We start from the raw sequence: 20,011 nt of genomic DNA on the forward strand, positions 1-20,011 counted from the left end.
CGCGTGCCAAACATCCGCTCATTTCCGTCACTCCGCGACGTCGCTGCCGCCGCCAAGCTTGTTGCCGAGGGTTCCGAACAAGTGTCGCAGCATGGCGGTTTCGTCGGTCGTAAGATAGGGATTCCACACGTCGACGATGAGCACTGCACGGATGGACGCGCTGTCGTTCCAGGCTTCATGCTCGATCGTATCGTCGAACACGAACGCCTCGCCGACGCGCCACTCACGGGTTTCTCCGCCGACCCGAAAGCCGCAATGATCGGGCACGATCAACGGCAAGTGTACGACCGACCGGATGTTGCTGACCCCGGTATGGGGTGGCAGGTGCGTCCCCGGCTTCAGGACGGAGAAGAACGCGGTCGGCGCACGGCCTGGAATGTCGGCCAGCGGCAGCGAGTCCAGGAGCGCCGCGGTCTGCGGACAACGGGCGCACACGGCGTCGTCGCGCACGCCGTAGCGCGACAAATACCGAGCGCTCCAATTGTCCGAATTGTTGAGCGGGCTCCATAGGTTCGCGGGAGTCCCCGGCGCCATCGCCACGTACGGTACGAACTCCGTTGCCGGGGCGGCCAGTAACGCTTGCAGCTCCGCAAGGATCGCAGGCGTGGCGGCTTCCAGGTCGGCAAGCCATGGGAAATGCTCGCGCGCAAAGAACTCGTCGGCTGGCAGAAACGGAAAATGCAGGCCGTGCGGTGCCGGCGCATATACCCGGCGACGGCCAAGCATCGTGTCGACACAGGCATCGAACCGTCGGGTGTGCCCCGAGTTCGTGGTCTCGCGCAGCGGGCGCATCGCGCTCTCGACGTCATCCGCCAACGTTTGCGTATGGCGCGCGATCCGGTCCGACGCCAGCGCCAGCAGGTCCTCAAGCGCCGGCGACCGATCGGGCATCGACTGAACGATCGTCACGACCCCACCCCAGCGAAACGCCGATGTCGCCGTATCCCCGATCCGATCGAGCAGTTCGGCCAGACGAACGTTCGCCATCAGGTTGCGCTGGTCGATCGCCAGCGCCTGGTTCAGCGCGTCGCGTTCCGCGTCCGCATCGCCGAGACCGCGATACGCGCTTGCCAGGTTCATCCAGAGCGGCGTCGCGGCCGGATCAGACTGTGCGGCCTGCGAGAAATACTCGGCAGCCAAGCGGTCGTCTTGCCCGAGCGCAGCCATGCCGAGCGCGTTCAGCGCGACGGGATGACCGGGAACGATCGCGAGGACATCGCGGAAGGCCGCATTTGCGCGCGGGCGATCGCCGGCGCGGTGCGCCTGCTCGGCCTCGCGCAACAGCACGTCCAACCGCTGTTGAGTATTGGTCATATGCAGCCCGCTTACTGCGACTGACCGCCAGAGGCTGCACGATCAACTATGTCCTGGCCATTGGCGCGCGCAGCCTGAGCGATCCGGTTCCATTCCTCACGCGTGTGACATTCGCGCCGCGTTTCGATCAGCGATCCCGATGGTGCCGACTGCTTGCAGATCTTGCGCTCAGGCTTTGCCGGGCTACCAGTTTGCGGGGCCGCGGGCGGCTGTTGGGCCGCGAGTGCCTGCGTCATCGTTGCCAGCAACATCCCGGCGATCATGCGTCTCATCACTGTATCTCCCCCGACCCGATCTACCCCGACCCGATCTACCATGCCCGATCCGTTCCGGCCTGGGGCATCATGGCAAATTCGGCGCGGCGCACAATCTCAAATAACACCCCGGGCCGATCCGATCGTCGGCGAGCCTCACTTTTTTCCCCGCGCCGGTGGAGATATCGGCCGTGATATGCGATCCGGTGCACATGAGACCTCCGGCGCACTTCCCACCGTCCAGCCGCGCCGTCGCACATCGCGCGGGGGCTGATCGCGATGGGGCAGGCGGGGGGATCGCCGATCCCGACTGGCTGGCCCATCGGTACGATCCCGTACGCGACGACGTACACTTCATCGCGGCGGATCGTGCGATGCGCCGTGCGGCGACGTTCCTGACCGACGAGAACTTGCCCTCGGCGGCCGATCCGCTGATCCTCGGACGACGCGACGCGACGGGCGCGATCGGCGCGATTTCGCAACGTGCTCCGGTCCATTTCATCTTCCATTCGGCCTATTGCTGTTCGACCTTGCTCGCGCAGGCCTTCGACCATGTCGGGTTCGCCACGACGCTCAAGGAACCGGTGATCCTCAACGACCTCGTCGGATGGCGTCATCGCGGCGGCAACCCGGCGAAGATCGCCGATGTGCTTGACAGCGTGCTGACGCTGTTGGCCCGCGGTTTCATTCCCGGCGAAGCGGTGATCATCAAGCCATCCAACGTGGTCAATGCACTGGCGCCGACGATCCTGACGATCCGGCCCGAAGCGCGCGCGGTGCTACTGTATGCGCCGCTGCGCGTGTTTCTAACGTCGATCGCGCGCAAGGGGATGTGGGGACGTTTGTGGGTCCGCGAGCTGCTCGCCAAGCAACTCGCGGACGGCATGGTCGACTTGGGATTTGCGCCCGAGGAGTATTTCCGGCTGACCGATCTGCAGGTCGCGGCGGTCGGCTGGATCGCGCAGGCCGATCTGTTTGCGGCGCTCGCGGCGCAGTTTCCGGGACGAGTACGGTCCTTGCAAAGCGAGACCCTGGTGGCCGCGCCGCGCGTCGCGTTGGCGGCGATCTCCACGCTTTACGGATTGGCTACCGACACGGACAGCCTCGACGCGCTGGTCGATGGAGGGGCGTTCGCGCGCAATGCCAAGGACGGCACAGCATACCGCGCGACCGACCGCACGCGCGAGCAGATCGACGGCGCTGCGCTGTATGCCGACGAGATCGACAAGGTGCTGGTCTGGGCCGAAGCCGTTGCGCAGAACGCGGGCGTCACGTTCGATCCGCCGGCCCCGTTGCTGGGCTGAACGACTTCGTTGGCCTGACGATTACCTTGGGCGTCGCCTTGGGGTGACCCAAGGCTTTGGCCAAAACCGAACCGCAGCACAGGATTGAACGGCCAATCTGACAGCCTCCAATCCGAACGCGAAAAGCAGCTCCGACGGCAATTCGACGTTGCAGGGACAGCGATCCGACGGTGGAGAGGCGCCGTCTCCGTAACGGGCACAGGACACTGACTGGCCGTGCGCAGTCCGCGACCGTTGGCGGCCGCGCTGCACGCAAGAAATCGGTAGGATGGCACGGCCGACTAACTAGGCCGCCGCGCTCGTGTAAGGCCGGTTCGTTGTCGAACGGACTCGTCGCGGTCACGAACGAGCAAAAAAAAGGGCGGCTCCGAAGAGCCGCCCTTGAAGTCGGAATGTGCTTCTAGAAGTGCAGACGGGCACCGATCGCGAAACGACGACCCAGCGCGTCGTAGGTCGACGGATAGGTGTTGCCGCTGTTGTAGCTCGTCGAACCGACCGTCGACCCCGTGAGCGGTGGCTGCTTGTCGAACAGGTTCTGCACCGTCACGGTGAAGTCGAAGTTCTCGGCCACACCGATACGCGTCGCTAGATCGATATAGTTGTACGCCTTGATCCGACCGAAATCGACGGTCTCGCCATTGAACGTACCTGCAAATGCCGGGCCGCTGCCGTTTGCGACATCATCCGGCTCCTGCTTGGTGCCATCGATGTGGCGCCACAGGACGGACAGATCGACATTGTCGGCGAAGGTCAGCGTCGCACGCGTGTTCCAGTAGAACTCTGGCTGGATCGATGCGCAGTTGACCGAGTAGTATCCGGTGCAGTCGCGATTGATCAGACCAGGAGCGGCCTGGAACTTCGAGTCATGCGTCCAGTTTCCCTGGAACGACAGCCCCAGTTTCGCAAAGCCGATATCCCGACGATAGTTGATCCCGAGATCGATGCCGTCCGTCTTGATCGTTCCGAGGTTCGAGATCGACGACAACAGGCCTGGCGTCGTTGCAACGTCGCCATCGAGACCGCCGGTAACCGGGTTGCGAACGATCGCGAGACATGCCGGGTTGGTCGGGCTTGTTGCCGACACGGCAGCGAAGCACGACGAGATGATGTCGCCGGGGGTGAACGACGAGACGGCGCCCTTCACCTTGATGTTGTAGTAATCGACCGTGACGGAGAAGCCTGGGATCAGCTGGGTCGGCTGGATCACGAGACCCGCCGTGTAGCTGTCGGACTTTTCCGGACGCAGGTTGAGATTTCCGCCCGACGTCACGTTTGCCTGACCACCGGTCGGGTTCGTGATCAGCCCGATGGTTGCTGCCGGCGCACCCTGTGCGAGGCAGACCGCGCGAAGGTTGGCGTTGGTCGTCGGACCGGCGCCGGCGCAGGGGTCGGTCGCGAGGTTGGTCAGGGTGGTCGTCACCGGCGAGAACAACTCGCTGATGTTAGGTGCACGAACCGCACGCTGGTACGTGCCGCGCATCTTCAGGCCATTGAAAGGCTCCCAGCTGCCGCCGCCCTTGTAGGTGGTGGTGTTGAAGGTCGGCGAGAGCGGCGAGAACACCTTGTAGTGCGAATACCGCACGCCAGCTTCGAGCGTCAGGCTCTGGAAGAATGGGCGATCCTGGACCAGTGGGGCGATCAACTCGCCAAAGCCTTCGATCACCTCATAGCCACCGTCGATGTTCGGTGCGGCGCCACCGGCGCCACCGAGCTCACCCGCGGTCTGAGCGAGCGTGTCCGAACGCTGCGAAGCGCGATACTTGCGATACTCCGAACCGGCGGCGAACCCGACCGAGTCGGTCGCAAACGGCGACGCGAAGCCGAAGTCGCCGTTCAGCACTGCACGGGCCTGTGCGAGCGAGGTGCGGACCGTCGTGGTGCTCTCACCCGTGATGTACGGGATCTGGTTCGCTGCGATCGAACCGTCGGCACCGAAGACGTTCAGCGGGACGCAACCCGTGCCTGCTGCCAGTGCCGCGCCATTCGGCGCACCCGTCAGACAGTTCGTCGTGTTGGTGGCGTACACGGCTGACCGGACACGCGACGTCAGGACATAGCCCTGGAGCGTCTGCGTGTTCTCGGATTCACCGTAGCCGCCCGACACGTCCAGCTTGATACCATCGGTGATGCCGAGCTTCACGCCTGCCCGGTAATCGAAGATCGTCGTCTGGAAGTTCGAGATACGCGGACCGACTTCGGTCGTGCGACGCGAAAGGTTGGTCGTAAACTCGCGGTAGTTCGGATCAGTCGTCAGGGTTGCGCCGGCTGCTGCGGCGCAGTTTGCTGCGTTGAGCGACTGGACGCCGGCCTGATACGGATTGAAGTCAGCCGTCGATGCCGCGGTGGCGGCGCAGAACTGGTTACGTGCGCCGACCGGCAGGTACGGGTTCGATACCGGGATCACGACCGACGATGCGAATACGCCCGATGGTGCGACGACCGTCTGGACGGTGTTCTTCGAGAACAGCCCGCGCGTGTAGACCTCGACCGTGTCCGAAACATCGTAATGGCCCGCGCCGTACATGTTGAAGCGCTCGAACGGCGTCTGGAAGATGTTGTACGGGTTGAAGTTGAACGGAACCACCGGCGTTGTCAGCAGGCCGGTCGTTGGGTTGATCTGGCGACGACCGCCCAGCGTGAAGACGGATGGCGTGGTCGTCCCCGAACCGCTCAGCGCTCCGCTGAACGAGTCGACGTTGTTGATCGAATAATCGCGATCGCCCTGATAGACGGGGTCGGACTGCTGATAGCCGACCGAGAACACGGCGTTGCCGCGGCCGTCGTCGAAGTTCGCGCCGATCGTGATGTCGCCGCGGAAATACGCGCCATCGCCACGCTCGGTGATCTGGTTCGACACCGACGCGTCGATGCCCGAGAAATCCGAGCGGGTGATGAAGTTGACGACACCCGATACGGCGTCCGCGCCGTAGGTGGTGGCAGCACCGCCGGTCAGCGTATCGACACGCTCGACGAGCGCGAGCGGAATGTTGTTGAGATCGACCCGGCCGACGAGACCCGCCGGTGCGATCCGGTTTCCGTCGATCAGGACGACGTTACGGAACGAGCCGAGGCCGCGAAGATCGACGAACGATGCGCCCCCGTTGCCGTTGTTCACGGCCGAACCGATGCTCGGAACCGCGCCTGGCAGCGTGCGCAGGATATCTTCTGCGGTGTTCGACTGGCGGAGCTTGATTTCCTCCTGGCCGATCACCTGAACCGGCGACGATGCGATCAGCGCCGGGTTCTTGATCAGCGATCCGGTGACGACGATGTCGCCCTGGCTGTTCTCCGTGGTCGGCGCGGCTTCCGACGTCGTCATGCCGACTTCGCCCTGGGCGTTGGCGCCCGGCGTCGTGGCTTGGGTTGCAGTGGCACCGCCGGCGCGGATGCCCGAGTTATCACCCTGTACCTGCGCAAAGGCAGGTGTCGCAACTGTCGCTGCGCCCATGAGCAGCGTGGTTGCGAGCAAGCGTGTGCGAGCATTAGATTTCATATTAACCCCTTTGAGCCGACGATTGCGTCGTACATCCGTCCCGAATTTGTTCGGTTCTGTTACCGACGTAACGAATGGTTGCGTCGCGTTCCAATCAATATCGCCGATTCGGAACCATCCGTATTCAGTTTGCAATATGGTTGTGGTATATCCGCAACAGACTGCCGCCGATTGACCCGAAAGATTTAAAGTGCGCATCTCACTGGGAAATTTCCGGATAAAAGGAGGGCATATGCACATGGGAAAAATGGTCCAGACGGTCGTTGGCTTTGCGGTTGCGTCCGGGATGACGGCCGTTACCGCCGCGCAGGCGCCGCTGGATTCCTCGAAGGTGCTCGACACGCTCGTCGCGTGTCAGGCTATCCGCGCGGACGATGCCAGGCTGGCATGCCTCGACGAGGCAACCACGCGGATTCTCGCCGCGCGCAAGTCCGGTGAACTGCTGGCGTTGGATCGGGGTAAGGTCATCGAGCAGAAGCGTCGATCGTTCGGCCTGGCGGACGCCGGGAGCAATCCCCTTGGCGGCGGCGAGGCGGACCGGCTTACCAGGGTCACCGAGATCAATACCACCGTGACGAGCGTCCAACCCGCGGGCTATGCGCGATTTGCGCTGCAGTTGGCGAACGGGACCGTGTGGCAGACCATTGAGCCGCTCACGCTCGCGCCGCGCCCGGGCACGGCGATCGGCATCAAACAATCCGGCTTCGGAGGTTTCAAGGCGACGATGAAAGGGGAGCGCCCCATTCTCGTCAAGCGGCAGAGATAAACCCGGAAGTCTCCGAGTTCGGCGCAGGGAAGCGATCGTGTCATATTGCGGGGTTTGACTTCGGCGGGTTGGCCGCACCGATGGCCCGCTATGCCAACCCAGGTCAGGCGGCCACGGACGGCAGTGCGTTGCGATCCAGTCAGCCAGCAACGGTCACCCGTTCCAAGCCTGCTTGGGGAGCTTGGATCCGATCGCGACGCTCGAACTATTGAACCGTCGCCGAGGATCGAAGTTCTTCCCTGAGTTCTTTTCCGACATTCGATCCTGACCGGCGCCGCACGTCCATCGCAACAGCGTTATCGTTCGTCGCGGTGTTAGTCGCGAATGTTCGCAACATCTATTGCCACCTGTCGCTCTGAAGCCACACCTTGTCTTAATCGACGCTCGTCGATATTACTCCAGCCGGAACTGCTTGTTTGGAAAGCAATAGCCTGATTGTTTCCAGATGTTACGTGAACGGGGTGTTTGCGAGGCGGGTATCTCGGGGGAAATACGATGCGCACGACAAAGCTGCTCTATTCGGGGATTGCCATCGCGGCGCTCAGCGCCGGCCTGGCCGGTGCGCCGGCGAATGCTCAGGAAGCGGACGGACGGAATGGGGGTGTCCAAGCCACGGGCGCCGTACTCACCCAGGCGACGGAGCCCGAGCAGCCGGGCGCGGAAATCGTCGTCACCGGATCGCGCATCCGGCGCGATCCGCTCAACCAGGCGTCGCCCGTCGTTACGATCGACGACGCCGCGATCCAGCGTACCGGCCTGACGTCGGTCGCGGACGTGTTGCAGCGGCTGCCGAGTGCGTCCGGCGGGCTTAACACCAAGGTCAATAATTCGGGTAATCTCGGCAATCCGCCGGACGGCGGCGGGGTCGGCGCCGGTGCGGCCGAGATCGACCTGCGCTATCTCAGCGCCAAGCGGACGCTCGTGCTGGTCGACGGCCTTCGCTACGTCAACGGTACCAGCGGCAGTGGTATCCCGTCGACGGTCGACCTCAACACCATTCCCGCCAGCATGATCGACCGGATCGAGGTGCTGCAGGCGGGAGCGTCGCCGCTCTACGGCTCGGACGCGATCGCCGGCGTCGTCAACGTGATCACCAAGCAGCAGCAGGCCGGGCTCCGTCTCTCCGGCCAGTTCGGCACCTTCCGCGCGGGCGACGGCCACACTTACAATCTGGACGCGAGTTACGGCGTCCAGAGCAAAGGGACCGGGACGAGCCTGGTGTTCGGTGCCAGCTATGTGAACCAGAAGGCCGTGCGATCGGGCGACCGCCGCATCTCGCAATTCCCGAACCCGGGTCAGACCGCCTGCACCGATCCGGTCGGCGGCTGTAGCAGTGCAGCCGTCAACGGTCGCTTTCTGACCAGTTTTGGCAACCAGACGATCAGCGGCCCGCCTGATGCAACGCCGACGCGTGCCGAGCTCCGGCCGTTTACCGCGGCAGACCGGTTCAACTTTGCACCGTTCAACTATCTGCTGACGCCGTCCGAACGCTATGGCGCATGGATGAGCTTTCGCCAGGAGCTCGGCGGCGGCACCAACCTGCGCGTCAAGGCATCGTACAATCGACGCAACTCGCAGAACCAGGCAGCGTTCGAGCCGCTGTTCATCGGCCCCGACGCGGGCAACGGCGCCGGCAGCCTGTTCGACACGCTCAGCTTCGACGCCACCAACCCGTTCAACCCTTACGGCGTGACGCTGGAGTCCGGGGTCAACCCGGACGGTACGCCCAACGGCCGAACCGCCAACTATTCCTTTATCGCGCGCCGCCTGGTCGAGGCCGGGCAGCGTACCTTCAACCAGCAGGTCGATACGTTTTCAGCGACCGCCACGCTCGACGGTTCGTTCGCGGTGGGTACGCGTAAATTCTACTGGGACGCCAACGCGGCGCTCGGCGTCAACGACGCGCACCAGAGTTTCACCGGCAACGTGCGTGCCGATCTCGTTGCACGGGCGATCGGCCCGCTCGCGAATTGCACCGGGTCGTGCGTACCGTTGAACCTGTTCGGCGGCGCCGGCTCGATCACGCCGGCCATGCTGAACTATATCGGCTTCACCGAACGCGACAAAAGCGACCAGCACCTTTGGGACTATACGCTCAACGTCAGCGGCGAGCTTTTCGACCTTCCCGCTGGCGCGGTCGCCATCGCGGTCGGGTTTGAGCACCGCATCCAGAGCGCGAGCTTCACGCCCGACCCGATCGTCGCGGCAGGCCTGGGCGCCGACATCCCCGCGCAGCCGGCGAGCGGTCGCTACAATTCGGACGAGGTCTATGCCGAACTGCGGGTGCCCCTGCTGAAGGACGTTCCGTTCTTCGCCTCGCTCGAGGTCGACGGCGCGGTGCGGCATGCCAATTATTCGCTGAGCGGCAGCAGCACGACCTATACCGGTACCGGCTTGTGGAAGCCGGTCGCGGACCTGCTGATCCGCGGGTCGTACACCACCGGCTTCCGGGCACCGAGCCTGGGCGAACTGTTCGGCGGACGATCGCGCTTCGATCTGCCCGTGACCGATCCGTGCTCAAGCGCTTCGACCGGGCAGTTCCAGACCAACGCGACGGTGCGTGCCAATTGCATCGTCGACGGGGTGCCGGCCAATGGCAGTTATGCCGAAGATCCGGGTCAGCTTCCGGTCCTGACGCAGGGCAACCGTAATCTCAGTCCGGAAAAGTCGCGCAACATCACGGCGGGCATGGTCTATTCGCCGCAATGGGCGCGCAGCGGCGGATTCGCCAGCCTGTTCAATCTCGAGGCGAACTATTACGACATTCGCGTTCGCCAGGCGATCGCAGCGTTCGACCCCAATGTGACGCTCAACAATTGCGCCCTCAACGGCGATGCCGCGAGTTGCGCGCTCATAGTCCGCACCGCCAACGGCTTCATCAACCAGATCACGGGGACGTTGCAGAATCTCGACAGCATCCACACCCGCGGGATCGATCTCACCGCCAACTACCGTACACCCGAGACCGGTGTCGGCAGCTTCGGGCTGTCGCTGAGCGCAACGCGACTACTCAAATATGTCCTGTCGGCGTCGAACGGCTTCATCGTGCTCGACCGCAAGGGCACCGAGCGTGGCAGTCCCGACCAGGCATTCCCCAAGTACAAGGGCAATGCGACCATCGACTGGCAATCCGACTGGTTCGGCGCGTCGTTCACCGGCCGCTACATCGACGGCGTTGTCGAAACCGGTGCCGACAACCGGCTCGACAGCCGCTTCTATGGCGATGTCCAGCTGCGGCTGACGCCGTTGGTCATGGGCAAGCGCTTCGGCATCTCCGCCGGCGTCAACAACGTGTTCAACTCCGGTCCGCCGCCATGCATAACCTGCAGCCTCAACAATTTCGATCCGACGACCTACGACGTACCAGGCCAGTTCGGGTATCTGAAGGTCACCGTCGGACTGTGATGATGAACGGGCCGGCTACGCGCCGGCCCGCGCTACGGGCATGCAGGTCGCGGATGCTCACGACTCGGTTGCCGAGATGGACGCCATGGGTCGATCGGCAGCGACGCTGCGCGCTTGGTCTATTGTCGGTGTCGGCGCATCGCCGGACGTCGGATGTCGGCTGGCTGTCAATCATAAGCAGCCGTTTCGCTCTCCTCGCTCGCCAGCCGTGCATCCAAGGGGACGGCCGCCAGGCGCTGCCGTTCGTCCGATGAACGAACGACTGAAGTTGGGAGGCGTCGAAGGGCACTCGAATGTCAGGTCATCGGCGTTGGATTGTCATCTTCGTCGGGCTGGGCGGCAGCAGTGATTCAGTCCAAAGAATATGTCGGATCGGGGTGGGGGGCAGAGCTTTGAACAACAAGTTGATTGCGGCAGGTTTGGTGGCGTGTTCAAGCATGGCATCGCCGGCTTTGGCCGAGACGCCTGCCAAGCGGCTACCGTTCAGTACGCGGCTGGAGGAGGCGCGAACGGTGCTGCAGGTCGATGCCGCGGGCCTTCATGGGGCTGGCGGTACCGTAATTGCAAAAGCGGTGTCGGATGCACGCTACGTCGTGATCGGCGAAGATCACCTGTCACGCGAGATACCGCTCTTTGCGACCTCGATCTGCAGCCTAATGGCACAACGTGGCCTCCGCGCATTCGCCGTCGAGATAGGGCCAGAGGCGGCGCGGATCGTCAACCAGAACCTGCGGCGTCCGGATCGTGGCGAGCGCATCGGCACGTTCATGCAATCTCATCCCGATGCGATGGCGTTCCAAAACGGCCGCGACGAAAGCGACATGGCCGCCCAATGTGCAAAGCTCGCCGGCCCGCGCTTCGAGGTCTGGGGGCTGGACCAGGAGTTCTTCGGTGCATCGGGCTTTCTGCTCGAGCAGATGCTTGCAGCGCGTCCGGGACCGGCAGCACGAGCAGCGATCGAAAGGTTGATGGCGCTCGACCGCAAGGCCGCGGCCGCAGCGCTCGCTTCGGGATCGGCAGGCGACATGCTGATTTTCAACGTGACGGACGAGCAGATGGCGGACGCGGCTAGCGCGGTAAAGCGCGATGGCGGCAGGCGGGTCACTGAATTGTTCGAGAGCCTCGCCGAAACGCGCGCCATCTACCTTGGCCAGAACACCGACGGGTACGCTTCCAATACTCGACGAGCCCGTCTGATGAAGCGCACCCTGCTGAAGTACGTTGCTAACAGCCAGCAGCCCGAGCGAATATTGTTCAAGTTCGGCGACGTTCACGCTGCCAAGGGAATGAACGGACTCGACCAGCGCGACCTGGGCAATTTCGTCGCCGAGCGTGCCGAAGGCGAAGGGGCCCTGTCGCTGCATATCGCAGTCTATGGCGCAAAGGGCGTGCATGCTCTTTATGCAGGCGTAGGCCGGCAAATACGCACAGAGCCGTTCACGGTGACGGACGATGCCGACTATGCTTGGCTGAAAGATGCGCTCGGCTTGCGTGACAAGGCAGGCGTTGGCGGGCAATGGATGCTCGTTGATTTGAGATCGCTGCGTTCGCGGCCGCCAGCGGACATGCCATCAGCCTGGCGCAAGATGATCTACCAATACGACATGCTGGTGATCGCGCCCGAACTCACTCCGTCGAGCTTGCTCGGGTCGAAGTAGGCGCCACCGCTGCACGAACGCATCGCGCGTTTCGGGAAGCGGCGCGGAGCCCTGCAATGTCGCTTGATGGGGCGCCCCGCCGCAAGCAGCGCCGTCGGCGCACGAGGCCTATTGTCGCCGGATAAACGGACCTGTCGGGCTGCCGTGCCAGGGGAATTGAACGGCTGGGATCAAGGCGCAAGCATGCCGAATGGCCGCGCGGTCGCGGCGATCGCGCTTGGATTGATACGAAGCCCTGTCCGCTGCCTGAGGGAGGGGCAACCTTGTCGATGCCGTCGAGCTAAGCGCGCGTTTGCCATGGCGGACGTTCAACTCGGCGATCGCCTGACGGACGATCTCAACGCGCTGAGCGAGCGCTTCCGGCCGTGTACCTGGCGCGATGATCGCCAACCCCGCGCCGCCGAAGCGACAGACGACGGCACCGGCTGCGCAGCTCTGCGGCAACCGTCTGCAGCACGGCGTCGCCGGCATCGTGGCCGAAGTCGGCTTTGAACCGCTCGAAATGTTTGATGTCGCAATTGACGAGGCTGAGCGGGCCGCTGGCTAGGGCTGCGCGGGCGATCTCCAGCGTCAACGCTTCGTCCGAGTTGCGACAGTTGAACACGCCGATCATTTGCTCGCAAATCGTATGTTCACGGAGCGATCGCTGCAGGGGGTCGTTCACCGCGCGGAGGCAATGTTCTCGGTCAGCACGCTCATGTGGAAACGGTTTTCGCCTTAGCTAAGCCGACTATCGCGTTTTATGCGCTAGCAAGCGCTCAGTTGGACAGCACGGAAGGAATCGTTCCCTCGAACCGCGTTCTCCCGGGTAGTGAATGTGCGAGGCCGAGATCGCCGTTGTGTCCGCGGAAGATCTGCCGGGCGAGCGCCAGCCCCACGCCCGTACCCTCGGTTTTGGTAGTAAAGAACGGGCGGAATATGTCGGCCTGGTCGACGGCTGGAATACCCGGGCCGGTGTCCGTCATCGTGAACTGGGTTTGGCCGACAAAGGCGGAGATGGTCAGCGTGACGCGCGCATTGGGCAGGTCATGCAGCGCTTCGGCTGCATTCTGCAGCACCGCCCAAAGCGCTGCAGTCAGCTGGTCCGGGTCGGCCAGCAGATAGGCGGGTGCGTCCAGAAGGTCGGTCGTAAACGTGATCGTCGGCCATCTCGTCGTAAACAATGCTGCCAGATCGCTGACGAACCCAGCCAGTGAGATCCGCTCCACCGAGGGGGCGGGCAGTTTCGCCAATGCACGGTAGCTTTCGCCGAAACGGTGCAGGCTGGCGGCACGGCGCGCGACCGTCTCGATCGCGTCGCGGACCCGAGGCAGCGCGGGCTCGGGATCGTCGAGCATCGCCACCGCGGTTTCCGCCAGCGAGGCGATCGGGGTGAGCGCGTTGACGATCTCGTGGCTCAAGACCTGGACGAGTTCGCGCAACGCGGCGGCCTCGGCGGCCTTGAGTTCGGCATCGATGTCGATCAGCGCACCGATCCGCGTCATCCGGCCCGCGAGCGCAAGATCGCCCGTGGCCAGCGCGAAGCTCCGGACGTCGCCGTCGTGACCGATCTCGATCGTCGCGGTGCGGCCGGGGCGGGTGTCGGCGAGCGCAGCCACGAGTCCCTCGGGGGGCTCGACGACGAAGTCGCTTGCGCCGAGCAAGCGCCGCGCGGCCCGGTTGACGACGTGCAGGCGGCCGTCGTCGAGCGCGACGAGGGGGGCGGGGGACAGGTCGAGATAGGCGTTCAGGCGCCGGCGTTCCTCGTCTCGATCGGAAACGGTCGCGAGCGGCGGCGGCAGTGGCGGGCGCGGACGGGTGTCGATCAGATCGAGCGCGGCGATCCAGACCGCGATCAGCGCGGCGAGCAAAGCGGTCGCATACAGCCCGCGCATCGCCGCGACTGCGCCGACGGCACCGGTCGCGGCGACGATGAGCGCGCGCAGCATGGCGTGAACCCGCTCAGAGGCCATAGCGTGCCATCCGCCGGTATAAGGCGGCGCGTGTCAGCCCGAGCTGTGCGGCGGCACGACTGACGTTGAACGCGTGACGTTCGAGCGCGGCGGTTATCAGCGCTTGTTCGTTGCGCGCCAGCGACAGGTCGGGCGCGAGCGGGGTCGGCTCCATGGTATCAGGCGACAGCATCAGGTCGCCGCTGCCGAGCAACACCGCGCGCTCGATCGCCTGGCGCAGGCCGCGGACGTTGTCGGGCCAGCGGTCCGCGGCGATCGCGGTGAGGGTTTCCGGGGCGAGCGCCATCGTCGGCCTCGCGTGGCGATAGGCGAACAGCGCCAGGAAATGCCGCGCGAGCAGTACCGCGTCGCCCGCACGATCGACCAGCGGGGGCAATGCGACCTCGATCGTGCCGACCCTATCGAGCAGGTCTTCGCCGATCGCGGTCCGGATGCCGGCACGGTCGAGCCGCGTCGTCGCGACGGTGCGTGTGCCGGCTACTGCGTGCAGGAGCGTCGCGTGGAGTGCGCGTGGCAGGCGGTCGATATGATCGATCACCAGCAGGCTACCCGCTGCCGCGGCGGTCTGCGCGGCGATCCCGTCGGCATCCGCAGCTTCCGCATCGAGGACAACGAGCGGCCGGTGCGCGTGTGGCGATGCCTGATGGATCAGCTGCGCGATCAGCGTCTTGCCGGTGCCGGCCGCACCGTGGACCAGCATCGATGCCGAGCTAGGCGCGACGCGCGCGACCAGATCGCGCGCGCGCGATATCCCGGCGCTTTCCCCAAGCAGAACGCCGCCGGCGACCGGGGGTGTCGCTGCTGCCTCCAGCCTTGCGCGGCGCAACGCCAGCCCGCGTTCGACTGTCGTCAGCAGGCGTTCGTTGTTCCAGGGCTTGATCACGAAATCGGTCGCGCCACTGCGCATCGCACGGACTGCGACGGCGATCCCGCTATGTCCCGTCACGACCACGACGACGGCCCGCGCGTCCGCCGCGATCAGCCGGTCGAGCATCGCGAAGCTCTCGTCGCCGGTGGTCCGCCCGCGCGCGAAATTGAGGTCGAGCAGGATGACGTCGATCGGTTCGCTCGCGAGCAGCACCCACGCCGCTTCCGGATCCGCCGCGGTCGACACGCGCATTCCGTGCCGCTCCAACAACAGGCGTGCGGCTTTTGCGATGTCGGGATCGTCGTCGATGACCAGGATATGCGATTCGGTTGACATGACCGGCATAGTGTCCGGAAACGGACAGTTGGTACAGTCGCACTGTTCGGGGCCGCTTCATTCTTCAGAAATGCGTGTAGTCTCAGCTGCTTAGGATCGTGATGACTGATCCGGTACACTGTCCGCATGACGGAGACGACCTCAGCTGCAACTGAACTGCCTGGAACCGGCGCCGCGATGGACCGGCGCATCGAGCGTCCGCATGCCAGGCGGCGCCAGCGGATCGTGCGCGGTGCGATCGGGCTCGCGGTGGTGGCGGCGGCAGTGTTGCTGTGGCTGATGATGCCGGGGGCAAACGCGCTGACCGTCGATGCAGCCGCGATCCGGACCGGCGCCGTGACGCGCGCGCCGTTCCGCGATTTCGTACCGCTCCGTGCCGAGGTCGCGCCCTTGCGCACCGTGTTCGTGACCGCGATCTCCGGCGGGCAGGTCGCCGAACTCGCCGCGAGCGATGGCGCGATGGTCGCCGCCGGCACGCCGCTCGCACGCTTGTCGAACCCGTCGCTCGAACTCGACGTCGCGAGCCGGTCCGCCGATATCGTCGGGCAACTGAGCGCGATCAGCGGCCAGCGGTTGTCGGTCCAGAACACCCGGCAGGACGGCGCGCGCGATCTCGCCGAAGCTCGCAACGCGCTGTCCAAGGCCCGCACCTTGCTCGCACAGAAGCAGGTCCTGTTCGACAAGGGGATCATCACGCGTGCCGCAATCGATCCAGTGCGCGAGGACCTCGGCTACCAGCAGGCGCGCGTCGCCGCGCTCGACCGTGGTACCGCGGAGGCCGGCGCGACGCTCGCCGACCAGTCCTCGGGGATCGCCGCGACCGCACGGCAGTTGCGCGAGAGCCTCGCGATGGTCCGCGCGAGCCTGTCCGCGCTGGTGCTCCGCGCGCCGGTCGCGGGGCGATTGACCGCGTTCACGCTGCAACCCGGCCAGACGCTCAAAAGCGGTGATCCAGTCGGGCAGATCGACTCCGAGGGTCAGTGGAAGCTGACCGCCGATGTCGACCAATTCTATCTCGGGCGGGTCCGGTCCGGGCTTGCCGCCGTCGCCGATATCGACGGACGCAGCTATCCGATGGCGGTCATCAAGATCCTGCCGCAGGTGACCGACGGTCGGTTCCGCGTCGAACTCGGCTTTCGCGGCGCGGTGCCGGCCGGCCTGAACCGCGGCCAGACGCTCGACGTGCGGCTCGTGCTCGGCGCGGACCGGCCTGCGGTGGTCGCGCCCTCGGGCGGCTGGCTCGACGCGGGCGGCACCACCGCGTTCGTACTCGACGGCGACAAGAAAGCCGTCAGGCGCCCGATCGTCACCGGCCGGCGCAATCCCGATCAGGTCGAGATCGTCTCCGGCCTCGCGCCGGGCGAGCGGATCGTGACCACCGCGCTCGGCACCTACACCCCCTTCCAGACCCTCCTCATCCGATAGGATTCGATCATGATCCAGTTACAGGACCTCAGCCGCACCTATGCCTCGGACGAGATCGAGACGACCGCGCTCGGCGGCATCGATCTCGCCGTCGAGGCGGGCGAGTTCGTCGCGATCATGGGGCCGTCGGGGTGTGGCAAATCGACCTTGCTCAACATCATCGGGACGATCGACCGGCCGACCGATGGGCGATATCTGTTCGAAGGTGCCGATATCGCGCGCGCGCCCGAGGCCGAGCTCGCCAGGCTGCGGCGCGACCGGCTGGGCTTCGTGTTCCAGAGCTTCAATCTGATCGACGAGCTGACGATCGCCGAAAACGTCGCGCTGGGTCTCGCCTATCGGACGATGCCCGCGCGCGAGAAGAAGGACCGCGTCGCGGCGGCGATGGACCGGGTCGGTATCGCGCACCGCCAGCGTCATCATCCGCATCAATTGTCGGGTGGGCAGCAACAGCGCGCCGCGATCGCCCGCGCGATCGTCGGCGAGCCGCGGCTGATCCTCGCCGACGAGCCGACGGGCAACCTGGATACCGAGAACGGTGCGCAGGTGATGGACATCCTCGGCCAGCTCAATGCGGAAGGCGCGACGATCGTGATGGTCACGCACAGTCCGTCGCATGCCGATATCGCCAAGCGGACGGTGCACATGCTCGACGGCCGGATCCTGTCATCCGCCCGGCGCGCGGCATGATGCGTCGCTCGCTCCAGATGATCGTGCTGATGCTGCTCGTGGTGGTGCTCGTCCGCCATCTCGCGGCGACCAAGCCCGGCCCCAAGCCCGGCCCCGATACCGCAAGCGACGCCTGAAGGAACTGCCATGTCCGCGCTCACCAGCCTCTATCGTTCGCTCGCGCACCACCGCTTGTTCGCGCTGCTCAACATCGGCGGACTCGCGCTGGGGATCGCGACATTCCTCGTGCTGTTCCTCTTCGTCCGGTTCGAGACCGGGTATGACCGGGTGCTGCCGCAACAGGATCGGCTGTGGGTGATCGAGGAGCGCTATGTGATGCCGGGCTATCCGGCGGACACCAGCCCGAGCACGATGGGCAACGAGCTCAAACAGTTGCGCGCCGACTATCCGCAGCTGATCGGCACGCGGTACATGGACACGGCGGCAACTGTGCAGCAGGGCGGGCAGGCGACCGCCGAGAATCTCGGGACGGTCGACCCGAACTTCTTCGACCTGATGCGGTTTCCTGCGGTCGAGGGGGATCCGGCAGCGACGCTTGCCGACCCGAACGGCCTGATCGTCACGCAGCAGACCGCGCGGAAATATTTCGGCAGCCAGCCGGCGATCGGCCGAACGTTGCAGCTGTCGATCGACGGGACGACCTATCCCTACCGCGTCGGCGCGGTGCTGCGCGACATGCCCGACGACGTCACTTTCAAGAGTGAGATGTTCGCGCAACTCGTGCCGGCGCGGTTCGGTAACGAATGGTGGGATCACTGGGGCAGTGCATCGCTGACCACGCTGCTGCGCTTCCCCGATACCGCCGCGGCGCGCGCGTTCGAGGCTCAGTTGCCTGCTTTCCTCGATCGTCGTGCCTATGCTGGCGGCAACGTCAAGAAGGGCGAGTATTTTCAGTCGCTGCGGCCGCTGACCGCGATGCATCTCTACAGTCCGGGCGACCGTGCGATCGTCACGACGTTGGGCGCGGTCGGCTTGCTGACGCTGCTGATCGCGATCGTGAACTACGTCAATCTGGCCACTGCCCGCGCTGGATTGCGTGCGCGCGAAGTGGCGATGCGCAAGGTGCTGGGGGGGACGCGGGCATCGCTCGTGCGCCAGTTCCTCGGCGAGGCGCTGGCGACCGTGGCGGTGGCGGCGCTGATCGGGCTTGCGCTCGCCGAGATCGCGCTGCCCTTCGTCAACGCGCTCGGCGGGACGACGCTGGCGATCCACTATGTCGGCTGGGACGGCGTCCTGCTGCCGCTGGTCGCGCTGATCCTCGCGATCGCGCTGGTCGCGGGGATGTATCCGGCGTTCGTGCTGTCGGGATTTCGCCCGGCCGCCGTGCTTGCCTCGACGCGCGCGCCCGGTGGTGGGCGCAGCGGAACCCGCCTGCGCAGTGCGCTGGTGGTGGTCCAGTTCGCGATCGCGATCGCGTTCGCCATCGCGACCGGCATCATGCTCAGCCAGACCGAGCATATCCGTGACGCCGATCTCGGGTTTCGTCGCGACGGATTGATGATCGTGCGGTCGCTGATGATCGGCGGGATCGATTCCCCGCGGCGAGCGGCTATCCTGCGCAGCCTCGCATCGGCACCGGGCGTCACCGGGGTCACGGTCGCGAACAACGCGCCGGGCGACCAGAGCACGACCAATTTCTCGGGGTACAACCGCGCCGGGGTGTCCGGCGGCAAGATATCGCTGATGGATGTCGGCACGGGCCGCGACTATTTCCGCGTGTACGGCGCGCGCCTCGTCGCGGGGCGCTTGTTCGACGCCGCGCACGCCGACGACCGCGGCCTGTTGACGCTCGCCGAACGCAAGCGGGTGGGGCCGAACGTGGTGATCAACCGGACGGCGGTGACCGCGCTGGGCTTCGCGTCGCCGACGGCTGCACTGGGGCAGGTGATCAATGATGGCGAGCGGGACTCCACGATCGTCGGCGTGGTCGACGATCTGCGCTTCCGGAGCCCGCGCGACCCGGTCACGCCGGTCGCGTACAGCTACAACACCGTCGATATCCTCTCGCCGTTCGCCGCGGTCCGCTATGCAGGGCGCGACGCCAAGACGATGATGGCCGCGCTGGAGGCGGCGTGGAAGCGCGTCGTGCCCGGCGTCCCGTTCGAGGCGCGCTCGGTCGAGGACAATCTGTACGAGCGTTACTACAAGGCCGACGCGCAACGCTCGCGCCTGTTCACGGTCGGCACGGTGCTGGCGGTTCTGATCGGCTGTATCGGGCTCTATGGTCTGGCAGCGTTCGACACCGCCCGGCGCGTCAAGGAGATCGGCATCCGCAAGACGCTCGGCGCCTCGACGACCGAGGTACTGCGGCTGCTGATCGGGCAGTTCCTGCGCCCCGTGATGCTCGCCAACCTCGTCGCATGGCCGCTTGCCTATGTGGCGATGCAGCGCTGGCTCGGCGGGTTCGACGACCGGATCGCGCTGTCGCCGTTGTTCTTCGTCGCCGCCTCGCTCGCCGCGATCGGCATCGCGAGCGCCACCGTCTTCGGCCAGGCGTGGCGCGTCGCGCGCGCCGAACCCGCGCGCGCGCTGCGTCACGAATAGGG

Annotated in this window: 13 protein-coding genes; 7 read left to right on the top strand and 6 right to left on the bottom strand. The window is 65.3% G+C overall.

What is annotated here, in order from left to right; all coding sequences use genetic code 11:
* Nucleotides 1-27: 27 nt before the first annotated feature.
* Together O6Y00_RS10210 and O6Y00_RS10215 are read right to left on the bottom strand one after the other, a co-directional pair.
* Nucleotides 28-1,314 (bottom strand): aspartyl/asparaginyl beta-hydroxylase domain-containing protein, encoded by a 1,287-nt coding sequence (locus O6Y00_RS10210; RefSeq protein ID WP_353442471.1) that lies wholly within the window; start codon nt 1,312-1,314, stop codon nt 28-30.
* 11 nt (nt 1,315-1,325) lie between these two features.
* Entirely contained in the window at nt 1,326-1,586 is a 261-nt protein-coding gene (locus O6Y00_RS10215) for a hypothetical protein (protein ID WP_353442472.1), read from the bottom strand.
* Between the two features lie 194 nt (nt 1,587-1,780).
* Between O6Y00_RS10215 and O6Y00_RS10220 the strand changes: the two genes are divergently transcribed.
* Nucleotides 1,781-2,872: a hypothetical protein gene (locus O6Y00_RS10220; protein WP_353442473.1), complete on the top strand. Its 1,092-nt coding sequence runs from the start codon at nt 1,781-1,783 to the stop codon at nt 2,870-2,872.
* 400 nt (nt 2,873-3,272) lie between these two features.
* Here the strand turns inward: O6Y00_RS10220 and O6Y00_RS10225 are convergent, their stop codons facing one another.
* Nucleotides 3,273-6,365: a TonB-dependent receptor domain-containing protein gene (locus O6Y00_RS10225; RefSeq protein WP_435368612.1), complete on the bottom strand. Its 3,093-nt coding sequence runs from the start codon at nt 6,363-6,365 to the stop codon at nt 3,273-3,275.
* A gap of 232 nt (nt 6,366-6,597) precedes the next feature.
* Here O6Y00_RS10225 and O6Y00_RS10230 point away from each other — a divergent pair, with 232 nt between their 5' ends.
* From O6Y00_RS10230 to O6Y00_RS10240, 3 genes are all read left to right on the top strand, one after another.
* Entirely contained in the window at nt 6,598-7,131 is a 534-nt protein-coding gene (locus O6Y00_RS10230) for a hypothetical protein (RefSeq protein ID WP_353442475.1), read from the top strand.
* A 495-nt stretch (nt 7,132-7,626) separates the two neighbouring features.
* Nucleotides 7,627-10,536 carry a TonB-dependent receptor domain-containing protein gene (locus O6Y00_RS10235; RefSeq protein ID WP_353442476.1) on the top strand — a complete coding sequence of 970 codons (2,910 nt, stop codon included), beginning with the start codon at nt 7,627-7,629 and terminating at the stop codon, nt 10,534-10,536.
* Between the two features lie 437 nt (nt 10,537-10,973).
* Complete coding sequence (locus O6Y00_RS10240) at nt 10,974-12,194, top strand: hypothetical protein (RefSeq protein ID WP_353442477.1); 1,221 nt, start codon at nt 10,974-10,976, stop codon at nt 12,192-12,194.
* A gap of 337 nt (nt 12,195-12,531) precedes the next feature.
* On the opposite strand, the gene O6Y00_RS10245 is transcribed toward O6Y00_RS10240, so the two are convergent.
* The 3 genes from O6Y00_RS10245 to O6Y00_RS10255 form a co-directional block, all read right to left on the bottom strand.
* Nucleotides 12,532-12,807 carry a diguanylate cyclase gene (locus O6Y00_RS10245; RefSeq protein WP_353442478.1) on the bottom strand — a complete coding sequence of 92 codons (276 nt, stop codon included), beginning with the start codon at nt 12,805-12,807 and terminating at the stop codon, nt 12,532-12,534.
* Between the two features lie 145 nt (nt 12,808-12,952).
* Nucleotides 12,953-14,122 (bottom strand): sensor histidine kinase, encoded by a 1,170-nt coding sequence (locus O6Y00_RS10250; RefSeq protein ID WP_353442479.1) that lies wholly within the window; start codon nt 14,120-14,122, stop codon nt 12,953-12,955.
* Nucleotides 14,123-14,135: 13 nt separating this feature from the next.
* Complete coding sequence (locus tag O6Y00_RS10255; protein WP_353442480.1) at nt 14,136-15,359, bottom strand: sigma-54-dependent transcriptional regulator; 1,224 nt, start codon at nt 15,357-15,359, stop codon at nt 14,136-14,138.
* A gap of 117 nt (nt 15,360-15,476) precedes the next feature.
* On the opposite strand from O6Y00_RS10255, the gene O6Y00_RS10260 reads away from it, so the two are divergent.
* From O6Y00_RS10260 to O6Y00_RS10270, 3 genes are all read left to right on the top strand, one after another.
* The gene (locus tag O6Y00_RS10260; protein ID WP_353442482.1) at nt 15,477-16,775 is read left to right on the top strand and encodes an efflux RND transporter periplasmic adaptor subunit; all 1,299 of its coding nucleotides are present in this window, start codon (nt 15,477-15,479) and stop codon (nt 16,773-16,775) included.
* Nucleotides 16,776-16,784: 9 nt separating this feature from the next.
* Entirely contained in the window at nt 16,785-17,465 is a 681-nt protein-coding gene (locus O6Y00_RS10265; RefSeq protein WP_353442483.1) for an ABC transporter ATP-binding protein, read from the top strand.
* Nucleotides 17,466-17,591: 126 nt separating this feature from the next.
* A complete protein-coding gene (locus O6Y00_RS10270) occupies nt 17,592-20,009 on the top strand; it encodes an ABC transporter permease (protein ID WP_353442484.1) in 2,418 nt (805 codons plus the stop codon).
* The last annotated feature ends 2 nt before the right edge of the window (nt 20,010-20,011 follow it).

The sequence above is a fragment of the Sphingomonas faeni genome, from assembly GCF_040407565.1.
GTDB lineage: Bacteria > Pseudomonadota > Alphaproteobacteria > Sphingomonadales > Sphingomonadaceae > Sphingomonas > Sphingomonas faeni_F.

Bases quoted from the DNA above. Each gene is read 5' to 3' on its own strand.
- O6Y00_RS10210 (WP_353442471.1), bottom strand. From the start codon at position 1,314: ATGACCAATACTCAACAGCGGTTGGACGTGCTGTTGCGCGAGGCCGAG.
- O6Y00_RS10215 (WP_353442472.1), bottom strand. From the start codon at position 1,586: ATGAGACGCATGATCGCCGGGATGTTGCTGGCAACGATGACGCAGGCA.
- O6Y00_RS10220 (WP_353442473.1), top strand. From the start codon at position 1,781: ATGAGACCTCCGGCGCACTTCCCACCGTCCAGCCGCGCCGTCGCACAT.
- O6Y00_RS10225 (WP_435368612.1), bottom strand. From the start codon at position 6,365: ATGAAATCTAATGCTCGCACACGCTTGCTCGCAACCACGCTGCTCATG.
- O6Y00_RS10230 (WP_353442475.1), top strand. From the start codon at position 6,598: ATGCACATGGGAAAAATGGTCCAGACGGTCGTTGGCTTTGCGGTTGCG.
- O6Y00_RS10235 (WP_353442476.1), top strand. From the start codon at position 7,627: ATGCGCACGACAAAGCTGCTCTATTCGGGGATTGCCATCGCGGCGCTC.
- O6Y00_RS10240 (WP_353442477.1), top strand. From the start codon at position 10,974: ATGGCATCGCCGGCTTTGGCCGAGACGCCTGCCAAGCGGCTACCGTTC.
- O6Y00_RS10245 (WP_353442478.1), bottom strand. From the start codon at position 12,807: ATGATCGGCGTGTTCAACTGTCGCAACTCGGACGAAGCGTTGACGCTG.
- O6Y00_RS10250 (WP_353442479.1), bottom strand. From the start codon at position 14,122: ATGCTGCGCGCGCTCATCGTCGCCGCGACCGGTGCCGTCGGCGCAGTC.
- O6Y00_RS10255 (WP_353442480.1), bottom strand. From the start codon at position 15,359: ATGCCGGTCATGTCAACCGAATCGCATATCCTGGTCATCGACGACGAT.
- O6Y00_RS10260 (WP_353442482.1), top strand. From the start codon at position 15,477: ATGACGGAGACGACCTCAGCTGCAACTGAACTGCCTGGAACCGGCGCC.
- O6Y00_RS10265 (WP_353442483.1), top strand. From the start codon at position 16,785: ATGATCCAGTTACAGGACCTCAGCCGCACCTATGCCTCGGACGAGATC.
- O6Y00_RS10270 (WP_353442484.1), top strand. From the start codon at position 17,592: ATGTCCGCGCTCACCAGCCTCTATCGTTCGCTCGCGCACCACCGCTTG.